The organism is Terriglobia bacterium (assembly GCA_036496425.1).
GTDB lineage: Bacteria > Acidobacteriota > Terriglobia > 20CM-2-55-15 > 20CM-2-55-15 > 20CM-2-55-15.
The window spans coordinates 1-10,100 of sequence record DASXLG010000116.1; the positions used below are offsets into that span (position 1 = coordinate 1).

Sequence of the window (10,100 nt, forward strand, 5' to 3'; positions counted from 1 at the left end):
GTAGGGGCGCGCGAGGGGAAGGGAACGCAATGCGATGAACGACTTTTTGCCTCCAGACGGCCTGATCGCTGCGGTTCCGCCCTTGACGTCATTGAATAAGAAGGGCAAACCGAAGCAAAGGCGTCCTCACGTTGAAACCCAGCTCGGCAGGCTTCGGGCGCTGCCGGCGGCCGAACTGCTGCCATGCATTCCGGAAATGTTGCCGGAATGCGTGATGCACTTCATCCAGAATCCCAAGGAAAACGGTGAAGTACTCACCGGGGCACTGCACCGGGAAGCCTATAAACGAGCCCGGCGGATCGCGTTCCGGAGGGTGTGGCGTCATCCGGAGAACAAGCGGGAGCAGATCCTGACGGAAATCGACACCCGGCTTCTGAACCTGTTGCTCGGCAAAAGCAGCGATACCAACCTCGATTTCTACGAGATCGCTTTCGAGGCGGGCATTTCGGCCATGACGAAGAATGCGCTGCGCAGCCATAAACGCTCGCCGATGGGCGCCAAGCGCGTCTCGAATGAGACCGAGGCGGTCGATTCGGACGGCGAGCCGTTCGCAGACATCCTCGCGGCCCTGCCGGATCCCGGCGCCAGCCCTGAAGAGATCGCGATCCGGCGCCGGATGATCGAGGCCGCTTCCGATTCGGTGAAGACCCGGCGGCAGTGGAAGGCGCTGGACCTTTATTACATGCAGGGACTGCCGATGTGGTCCGTCGTGCAGAAGATGAAAAAGACGGAGCGCGACGTCCGGGATCTGCTGAAGTCCGGTATCCAGGCCATTCGCCGGGCCTTCGGCGTGGACCCCAGGGAAGGAGGAGCCCAATGAACCCGACACTCTCTTTTGAATCTGTTTCGCATCTATTGTTGATCGAGGAGCGGGAGCCGACGCCGGAGGCGTTGGCGCGCTGGCAGGAAATGTATCCGGATCACCGGGAGGCGCTGGCCGAGTTCTTCGTGGTGTGGGCCGAGGACCTGGCATCGCCGGTGGAGGAGGTTCCTGCGATCGATGAGGCGGCCGAAGCGGCGGCGATCCAGAAACTGGTCGATTATGCCCTGGATGTGTTGCGCAAACAGGGCCGTCTGATCCCGAAGGAATATGTAGCGGCGATCCAGCCTTTCGACCAGGTGATCCTCGAAGCCGTCATCGAGCTGCGCGGCGCGGGCTATCACGGCAACATTGCGCGCCGGGCCGGCGAAATGACCGGAAAGCACGTTCTGATGGGCACCGCGTATGCGTCGCTGCTCCGGCTCGAGAAGCTGAAGCTGCTCGAGTGGCGGTGCGCCGACCCCGTCAGCGAACCCCAAAACACAGGCAGACAATATTACATGGCCACGATGGCGGGAGAACGCTCGCTCGCACGCGCGAAGGCGGCAGCTCAGCCCGAGGCCGGATACTTAGGAGAACCTGCATGAAAACGGAAAAATCGTTCGAGATCCTTGTCCGGAATACACTACCGCACGCTTCGCGCGAGAGCTTTATGCGCGACATGAAGGAGAACACGGCGGCGACGCGGCTGCAAAAAACCAGAGAATTCCTGCGGTACATCGTGGTGGCGTATCGGGATCAGACCATCCAGGCATTCAACCGGTACTCGTTTATCGGCGTGTTTCTCCTGGTCGTGTTCTGCTTCGGCTTCTCGGCCATGCCGCGGGGCTATGCCGCCATGCTGATGGCGGTGCTCGGCGGCCTCTGTCTGCGCGACGGGTATCTGCATAACCGGAAGCTCAAGGACGGTGTGTCGAGCAACGTTCAATACTGCAATCAGTCCATCGGCGATGCCGGAGTCGCGGGCCTGTTCGCATTTGTGTCCGGAGCCGTGTTGCGCGGAGTTTCGCCCTCCTCCGCCTTTGCCTTCCCCCTTCTGTGGCACGGCGCCGTCACCCTGATGGGAACGGTCTTCACGCTGAAGTTGATGCTCCGGGTGAAGCCGGATCCGGATGCGCCCCTCATTAATAAGGATGACAATCCCAAAGCCATCTACAGACGCGTACGATGGCTCAGCTTTCTGTGGTTCATCACGTTCGATGGCATCGTGGCCTGCGGGGTTACGGACATCCCGCACTACTGGCCGGATAAACTCCGCGGCTTCGCACCGCTCTTCTTTTTCCTGACCTGGTGGACATTTCGGCATGAGCAGCGCCAACGCTTACGGAAGCACCTCATCGCGCGCATGGTGGACGCCCTGGCGAAGCGCCTCAGCAGGAAGAAGTTTCTTTGGGGGCAGGGTGCGATCGAGGTCATGATGTATGTTCTGATCGCGTTATCGGTCGCGGATTCCATTCTGCCGTGGATGACCTGCAGCGCAACCGCCGCCGCCAGCGCGGTGCAGGCCGCCGGGGCGCTGCTGTCGGGAAGCATCTCGTTAATCACGTGGAAGTATGTGAAGGAAGCGAATCGGGTGGCGGCGGAAGCGCTGAGGCAGGGCCGCTGCGCGGGACTTTGAACGGACCACCCCGCGCGGCTTCGCCGCGCTTCCCCTCCTAACTTTAGGAGGGGAGTTGCAGCGCAGCGGACTGCCAGTATTCGAATGTCACCGGAGAAATCTTTCCTTCGAATTCAGGCGAATGGTAAATCTGCGCAAGCGCTTCGAAGAACGCGGCGGCTTCGGCCTCGAGTCCGAGGGCGCGAAGCGACTTGATGATCCGCGTAATGCGGAGGTGGTTGTGGTTGTACGGAGTCAACCAGTTCTTCGACCGCTCGCCGAAATTCGCGGCGCGTTCAACGATCCAGCCGGGATCCGCTTTCGCTTCGAACCCGTAAAACTTCAACATCCGCAGCCACGACTTTCTCAGGTTGTCCTGGAGATCCGGTCTCGCGCGGAACTCCGAAATCGTGCGAGTGTCCAGCACCGGCGCGGTGGGATTCACGCCGCTCGGTTCGCGCAGCGGGAACATCCATTGGATGAAATCGTGAACGCTTTCGAGGGAATGGTCCGGCCATTGCTGGATATCGTGCAGGTATCGGCCGCGATCGTCCGCTGTTTTGCCGCTATAAAATGAAACGATCATCAGCTAATTGTAAAAAAGCTCTGCGCTGCAAACCAATATATAGTCATTGCGTCAAAACCCACGACCCGTCTGGGTTTAAGGAGGTGTCGTGAATTCAAACCGACTTGTATGGGGGAGCTTGACGAGTGTTCTCGCGCTAGCGTTATCGGCGCAGGCTTTCGCTCAGGCACAACCCGTGCAAAACCGAATCCCACAACAGGTCATCATCAATGGGCAGAGGGTTAACGGAGCGTATGTGCCGGCGGCGGGCGGGGGGATGCAATCATTCACCTGTTCCAGTCCGCAGCAGTATGCGGCTCCGGACGGTTCTTCGCAGGGTTGGTCCTGTTTCGATCAAGCGACCGGCGTTTGGCTTTTGAACGCTGTGCCGCCGTCGCCGCAGGCCACCCAACAGGCGCCGGCTCCTGTTACAGGAGCTCCTCTTCCGGCTCAACCGCCGGCAGTTGTTTATCAGCAGCAGCCGACGGTGATCTACCAGCAACCGTATCCCGCGACCGTAGTTTATGCTCCTGCTCCCGTTTATTACGCCCCGGCATATTACCCCCCTGGGTATTTGCTCGGCGCAGCGGCAATAGGCGCGACAGGCAGGATCGTGAGCGCGGCATTACTTCCTCGGTATTCCGGCGTGTTTTTTGCCGGACGCGGTTTCCGGCGTCGGTGATCTGATGTAAAACTATAGGCGCCGGGTAAAACCGGCGCCTATACACCTTCAAAACTGGTGATCGTCTCGTGATTGTGCGGCGGTTGCGGATGGTTACCGGGTCTGACACACAATCGTGTTTTCATCCCTGCCAGGCGGGCGGCGTCAAGCTCGCGAGTCACATCCGAAATAAAGAGGATTTCCGGGTCATTCAAACCGAATGTCCGGGCGATCGCAGCATAACTGGCTGCTTCGTTCTTCGGGCCGGTCGTTGTATCGAAGTATCCGTTCAAGAAACGCGTCAGATCCCCCGCCTGCGTGCGCGAAAATAGAAGACGCTGCGCCAGAACGCTTCCGGAAGAGAATATCCGGACGTCCACGGCTTGATTCTTCCATCGTTCGAGGGCCGGAGGCACATCTGGAAAGACCTCGCCGTGCAGTTCGCCTTTTTCGTAACCCTCCCGCCAGATTTCACCCTGAATTCTCTTGAGCGCGGTCGATTTCCGGTCCTGGTCCATCAGCCATTCGACGTAATGCACCGGCGGCGTCGCCCATGCCGGCGGGTTCAGGCCGCAGCGGACATCGTCGAGGTGTTCGTCATGGAGATCCGAAAGATCCATTTGCGGCAGGCAGGCGGGGAGACGGCGCCGCGCGAAAGGGAACAAGACGTCATAGACAAAAGAAATCGGCGTCGTTGTCCCCTCGATATCGAGAAGAATCCCGGGCATCAGGCCACGAAGGTGTGTCCAAAGCAGACCGCTTCGAACCTGTTGTCCACTCCGCTATCCGTGTACGACGGTGTCCAGCCGGACGCATCCTGGAACAGGCGGATGCACTGGATCTCCCGGGTCGAGCAGAGATCGAACCAGTGCAGCGTGCCGCGCGGCACACGGATCAGATCGCCCGGTTCGACTTCGATCGCGACGACCGGAGAGGTTTTCGGATTCACATGGAAGAGGCCGCGGCCGCGGATGATGAAGCGGACTTCGTCTTCGTCGTGCCAGTGTTCGCGGCTGAATTTGGCGAGCATGGCGTCGAGATTCGGCGTCTGCGACGTGACGCTGATGACGTCGGCCGTGACATAGCCGCCGCGCTTCTTCAAATCCTCGATCTCGGCCTCGTAGGCGCCGAGGATTTCCTCCTGCGTGGCTCCGGCGGCCAGCGGATGAGAAGGCTGCCAGACGTTGTACTCAATGCCGATCGTTCCCAGATATTCGGCCACAGCGGCCTTGCCGGAGATCGTCCGATTTTCTTCAGGGATTCGAAGTACTGCCATTGCTCCTCCTCTATTAAGGCTGCGCGCTACCGCGCTTGCGCTTCGCCCTCACTCAGTCGGTTCCATCATCTGTCTTCTGCCGACGGACTCCAACAAAAATTCGAAAATCTCGACGTGGCGGGCGGCCTCGCCGAGATCCCGGCCCCAGGTGTACATGCCGTGCCGGCGGATCAGAAATCCATGGACTTTCGGATTCTCCTCGAGCATGCGCGTGGTTTCCGCGGCCAGCGCCTTCATGTCCTGGCTGTTCTCGACAATCGGGAGCCACTCGCGATGCTCGTGCGTGGTCACGCCGTCGAGACCTTTCAGCATCTCATATCCTTCGATGAAGAACCCGCCGTGCCCGATGTGGTAGTCCGAAAGTATCGTGCTCCACACGGAATGTGTATGAAGCACGGCGCCGGCGCCGCGGCTTCCAACGATTGCCGTGTGCAGCAGCGTCTCGGCTGAAGGCTTGCCTGCATCCGGCGTCAGCACGGAACCGTTCGCATCGATCTCCAGAATATTTTCCGGCTGGAGCTGTCCTTTATCGAGAGAACTTGCCGTGATTGCAATCCGAACGGGGTCCCGGCTGATAACCGCGCTGAAATTGCCGCTCGTCCCCAGCACCCAGCCGCGGCGGTGAAAGTTCCGGCCAAGCTGGACCAGATGTTCTGCTGCAGTCATTCGGGAATTATAATAGCGCGGGTGGTGCGTCCTGAAGGACGCGATGTTCAAACCGATCAGTTTGCTATGGCGTTCTGCAGGCGGCTGATATCGCGGTCAGCTCGTCGCTTCTGCACACCGGTTATGAATCGGGAAGTCTGTTGGGCAAAGCCTCGGCTGCTGGGAACTGACGACGCCCGTAAAAATCGCCGCCGCTGTAAGGAAAACCGTCATAGTCCAAAAGATTGAACGGTCTTTGGGCACACCCATCCGGATGCAAGTGTCTTGCCGCTTCGTTCACAGCCGGCGCTATTCATTCACAGCTTCGTTCAAGCGGCGGTTTGCTTGATCACACCGCGATCAATGATCCGTCCTGTCTCGGTGATCGCCTGAAAATCGATCTGGTCCGGCGACACCTCGAGCAGCATGAAGTGATTATCCTCGTCATAGCTTGCTGCGCGGAATGGACTGCGGAGATCGACGCCTCCCCGATAGAGGTCGCCGCCGGCTCCGGTCACGAAATACTGAACCCCCTGTTGCGGCATGACGCGCTCGTAAATATGGTCGTGCCCCGAAAAGGCGGCATTCACGCCGTAGCGCACAAAAAGAGGCTCCAGTTTGCGGCGCAATCCCAGGTCCGACCCATGCTTCGTGCCCGACGAGTAGAGAGGGTGATGGAAGACGGCCAATTTCCAGCGAGCCGCAGAATGCCGGAGTTGCTGTTCAACCCAGGTCAGCTGGACCGTGCCGCAATCGGTCGAATCCAGCATGAAAATGTCGAGTAGTCCGTTACCGAACTGAAGTGTGTAATAGTTTTGTCCGCCCATGTTGAAGAGCGGGTATCGGATCTGGTCCTGACGTCCCTCGCGAACATCGTGATTGCCCAACACAGCGTAAAACCGCACTTGTTCTTTGAGCAGCGCTGCGAAAGGCTGCTCGAAGTGCTTCGCGAAGTACTTCGCATTGCCGTTGGGATAGATGTTGTCACCGGCCAGGATCGCAAAGTCGAAAGGGGACTGACGGTGGGCGGCAAACATCTCTTTGGCAATATTGATCTGATCGCCGTTGCCCGTCCCGCAGTCACCGACCACGGGAAAGCGGATTTTTATCTTCCCGGGTTGCTCTCCGAAAACGCTGTGTGCTTTAAGTAATGTTCCTGCGGCGAGCGCAGCCAGCGACTGCAATGCCTGCCGACGTGTCATTTGTTCACGCTAGCAGCACCGATTCGTGGCACACAATGGCTCTTCCGGGTAGGTGGATGCGTGCGGAAGATCCGGGCGGATTATAATAGCGCGCGTGAGTACGGAAAAGGTGCACGGCCGCGGAGCCTCCAGCAATCCACCAAACCGATTCGAGACGATGTCCTACGAAACGTCGGAGTGGGACGAACCCGGAGATCCGTCCAGGCACACGGTTTTTCTCAAGGACGAGACGCGCTCGATCATCGCGTATAACGACAGCCCGGATGTGGGTTTCGATGCCAGCATCAATCCCTATCGCGGATGCGAACACGGCTGTATCTATTGCTTCGCCCGCCCCAACCACGAGTATCTGGGATTTTCGGCCGGCCTGGATTTCGAATCGAAAATCCTCGTCAAGGAAGATGCGCCGCAGCTGCTGCGCAAGGAACTGATGTCTCCGCGCTGGAAGCCTCAGGTCATCGCGATCAGCGGAGTGACGGACTCTTACCAGCCGATCGAACGCCGCCTGCAGCTGACGCGGCGGTGTCTCGAAGTCCTGGTGGAGTTCCGGAATCCGGTTGTCATCATCACGAAGAATGAGCTGGTCACGCGCGACATCGACTTGCTGTTGCAGCTGGCCCGTTTCGACGGCGTGCTGGTCTTCGTTTCGGTCACGTCGCTCGATCCGGAGCTGGCACGCGAGCTCGAACCGCGTGCGTCGCAGCCCGCACGGCGCCTGGCCGCGATCGAAGCGTTGTCGGCCGCGGGCGTGCCGGCAGGTGCGCTCATCGCTCCGGTGATTCCCGGCCTGACGGATCATGAGATGCCTTCGATCATCTCGGCTGTCGCGAAGGCCGGCGCCGTCGCTGCCGGATACGTTCCGCTCCGTCTGCCGTATGGAGTTGCTCCGCTTTTCGAAGAATGGTTGACGCTTCACCGGCCGCTTCAAAAGGAGAAGATTCTGAACCGCGTCCGTGAGATTCGCGGCGGCAAACTGAACGATCCGAACTTCCGTACCCGCATGCAGGGAAGCGGCGCCTATGCGGATCAGATTTCGGAGCTGTTTGAGGTGTGCTGCCGGAAGGCCGGAATCCACTCGAAGCGTCCCAAGCTTTCGGCAAACGATTTCCGCCGGCCGGGACCGTCGCAGTTAGGCCTGTTTTAGTCTTGCGGTTTTATTGCGGCAAATTTCCCTGCCACTAGCTTCCCCTTCGCTTGTAACCCCTAGCATCCACAGCTTTCCCCTTTTGGAAGCCCGTATGCGATAACACCAGCGGGGGTATTCGAATGAAACTTGGCAGGGCGCTACTGCTCGGTGTGCTCGTGTGGCATACCGAGGGACAGAGCAGCACTTCCAAGCCAAATGGAGTCCGTGAAGGGTCCGCAGTCGTGTGCCTCCACGGTACGGAGCGGATTTTGTTGCGTTCCACGGAGCGGCTGCCGGAGGCGAGCGGCGCCGTTAGAGTGGAACGCAGGGGTGGCATGACGGAGCTTGAACTCGAAGTCGGCTCAATGAAGCCCGCGTCGTTGTTCGGTGGCGATTACAACACGTACGTGCTTTGGGTCGTGCCGCCCCATGGGGCAGCGGAGAATCTGGGAGAGATTCCGCTGGAAGGAGACCGCGGAAGGCTCCGCGCATCCACCAGCGCCGGCGTGTTCGCTGTCCTCATTACGGCCGAACCGCATTTTCTCGTCAACACACCCAGCCCATTTATGGTTCTAGAAAACAAACCTGCCGTGGATGGGCCGGAAGTCCACTACGCGGTGTTGGAAGGTGTGTACAACTTCGGCAGAAGCACGCTGGTGGATTCGAAGGAAGCGAAAGGCGAGGTCCGCACGGATGTGAGACAGGCATTTACGGCGGTGCGGCTGGCGCAACGGGCCGGCGCACCAGGTCGGGCGAGCGACGAATTCACGCGCGCTGAGCGCGCGCTGGATCGCGCGCTCAGTCTGTGGCATCAACATGCGGACCGGCACGAGATTGCTGCGCAGGCGCGCGAGACCGTACGGCTTGCGGTGGCGGCGCAGCACCTTGCGATGGATCGTGGGCTCCAGGGGACTCCACTCGGAACGGAAGGTCTGGGGAGGGGGAAATGAGTTCCGGAGCCGCGGTCGGCAAGGGCCGGTTCTAAAGTTTTAATTCGAGGAGGCAGCATGTACAAAAAACTCTATATCTATCCGATTCTTTTCGCGCTGGCATTGGTGCTGGGTTCGGTGGGATTCCGCTCACTGAGCGCCAAGGACAGCGCCAACGACGAACGCGAGCGCGCCATGAAAGCGGGCGAGGTTCTGTCGCAAGTCATGCAGATTCCCGAAGACGGGATTCCGAACGATCTTATGGCCCGTGCCGACGCGGTTGCCGTCATTCCCCACATGGTGAAAGGCGCATTCGGTATCGGCGGCGAGTACGGCAAGGGCCTGGTGTCCGAAAGACGCGCTGACGGGACCTGGAGCGCGCCTTCATACATCAAGATCGGCGGCGGCAATTTCGGCTTCCAGCTTGGTGTGGAAGCGACGGATCTTGTCCTGGTTTTCACCGACCATAACGGGTTCAAAGGCCTGCTGGACGGCAAAGTGAAGCTGGGCGCCGACGCTCAAGTCGCGGCCGGCCCCGTCGGCCGCCATGCGCAAGTGGCTACCGACATCATGTTGAAGTCGCCGGTGTTCGCTTATTCGCGCTCCAAAGGACTGTTCGCAGGAATCTCTCTGGACGGTGCTGTAGTCGAGATCGATGACTCGGCAAACCGCGGCGCTTACGGCCGTGCCGTCAGTGCGCAAGACATTCTGTTGACTCACAGCGTTCACAAGAACGACGTCGTGATGCCGTTCTTACGCGTACTCGATCAGTACGCGCCTGCGCATAAACGCGCGACGGACTAGGAGCAACATCATGAGGCGAGGACTCTTTCTTTCCCTCGTCCTGTCTGGGCTGATTCTGATCGGCTGCGAGCGGGACCGGGGTGTGTACGCAGCAAGCGGCGAATACCAACCGCGGCCGGCGCCTGCCGAAAAGAAGACGGCGCCGCCGGATATACACGGTGAACTGATGCGTGTAAACGTGCCGAAAAACACTCTTATGGTACGTGTCGAAAACGGCATGGAGCAGACGTTCAAGTTCAATAACCACACCGTGGTGATGGGACTGAACACCAGTCAGGCCGCCGTGCGGAATCTGGTTGGAAGGGAAGGGTCCGAACTGATCGTCCGATGGCGGGACGATGACGGCGGCAAGCTGGCGGATCGCGTCGACGTGACGCAACCCGTCACGAACCGCCGCCATCGCCGCTAGAAAAACAGGGGGGCGGGGAAAATAGGGGGTCGCACCCCGGAATTCCGCAGTTCAGGAATTCCGGGG

13 protein-coding genes are annotated in these 10,100 nt (G+C 59.6%); 8 read left to right on the forward strand and 5 right to left on the reverse strand.

What is annotated here, in order from left to right; translation table 11 throughout:
- Positions 1–34 precede the first annotated feature (34 nt).
- From VGK48_08160 to VGK48_08170, 3 genes are read left to right on the forward strand one after another with little or no spacing between them, the layout of a single operon-like run.
- Entirely contained in the window at positions 35–820 is a 786-nt protein-coding gene (locus VGK48_08160; protein ID HEY2381143.1) for a hypothetical protein, read from the forward strand.
- Positions 817–1,407, forward strand: a complete 591-nt coding sequence (locus tag VGK48_08165; GenBank protein ID HEY2381144.1) for a hypothetical protein — start codon at positions 817–819, stop codon at positions 1,405–1,407. Before VGK48_08160 ends, VGK48_08165 begins: the two co-directional genes overlap by 4 nt.
- On the forward strand, positions 1,404–2,438 hold the full coding sequence (locus VGK48_08170; GenBank protein ID HEY2381145.1) for a hypothetical protein: 1,035 nt from the start codon (positions 1,404–1,406) through the stop codon (positions 2,436–2,438). Before VGK48_08165 ends, VGK48_08170 begins: the two co-directional genes overlap by 4 nt.
- Positions 2,439–2,481: 43 nt before the next feature.
- Here the strand turns inward: VGK48_08170 and VGK48_08175 are convergent, their stop codons facing one another.
- On the reverse strand, positions 2,482–3,003 hold the full coding sequence (locus VGK48_08175) for an opioid growth factor receptor-related protein (GenBank protein ID HEY2381146.1): 522 nt from the start codon (positions 3,001–3,003) through the stop codon (positions 2,482–2,484).
- A gap of 88 nt (positions 3,004–3,091) precedes the next feature.
- Between VGK48_08175 and VGK48_08180 the strand changes: the two genes are divergently transcribed.
- Positions 3,092–3,664: a hypothetical protein gene (locus VGK48_08180; GenBank protein ID HEY2381147.1), complete on the forward strand. Its 573-nt coding sequence runs from the start codon at positions 3,092–3,094 to the stop codon at positions 3,662–3,664.
- 38 nt (positions 3,665–3,702) lie between these two features.
- Here VGK48_08180 and mtnC read toward each other — a convergent pair whose 3' ends face one another.
- From mtnC to VGK48_08200, 4 genes are all read right to left on the reverse strand, one after another.
- On the reverse strand, positions 3,703–4,371 hold the full coding sequence (gene mtnC, locus VGK48_08185) for an acireductone synthase (protein HEY2381148.1): 669 nt from the start codon (positions 4,369–4,371) through the stop codon (positions 3,703–3,705).
- Positions 4,371–4,919, reverse strand: coding sequence for a cupin domain-containing protein (locus VGK48_08190; GenBank protein HEY2381149.1), 549 nt, complete (start codon positions 4,917–4,919; stop codon positions 4,371–4,373). The genes mtnC and VGK48_08190 overlap by 1 nt, the downstream gene beginning before the upstream one ends.
- 48 nt (positions 4,920–4,967) lie before the next feature.
- Complete coding sequence (gene mtnB, locus VGK48_08195) at positions 4,968–5,585, reverse strand: methylthioribulose 1-phosphate dehydratase (GenBank protein ID HEY2381150.1); 618 nt, start codon at positions 5,583–5,585, stop codon at positions 4,968–4,970.
- Positions 5,586–5,893: 308 nt separating this feature from the next.
- Entirely contained in the window at positions 5,894–6,766 is an 873-nt protein-coding gene (locus VGK48_08200) for a metallophosphoesterase (protein HEY2381151.1), read from the reverse strand.
- Positions 6,767–6,860: 94 nt separating this feature from the next.
- On the opposite strand from VGK48_08200, the gene VGK48_08205 reads away from it, so the two are divergent.
- The 4 genes from VGK48_08205 to VGK48_08220 all read left to right on the forward strand — a co-directional run bounded on the left by VGK48_08205 (position 6,861) and on the right by VGK48_08220 (position 10,034).
- The gene (locus VGK48_08205) at positions 6,861–7,910 is read left to right on the forward strand and encodes a PA0069 family radical SAM protein (protein ID HEY2381152.1); all 1,050 of its coding nucleotides are present in this window, start codon (positions 6,861–6,863) and stop codon (positions 7,908–7,910) included.
- A gap of 122 nt (positions 7,911–8,032) precedes the next feature.
- Complete coding sequence (locus VGK48_08210) at positions 8,033–8,842, forward strand: DUF4398 domain-containing protein (GenBank protein HEY2381153.1); 810 nt, start codon at positions 8,033–8,035, stop codon at positions 8,840–8,842.
- Between the two features lie 57 nt (positions 8,843–8,899).
- Positions 8,900–9,625, forward strand: coding sequence for a lipid-binding SYLF domain-containing protein (locus VGK48_08215; protein ID HEY2381154.1), 726 nt, complete (start codon positions 8,900–8,902; stop codon positions 9,623–9,625).
- Positions 9,626–9,635: 10 nt separating this feature from the next.
- Entirely contained in the window at positions 9,636–10,034 is a 399-nt protein-coding gene (locus VGK48_08220) for a hypothetical protein (GenBank protein ID HEY2381155.1), read from the forward strand.
- Positions 10,035–10,100: the final 66 nt, after the last annotated feature.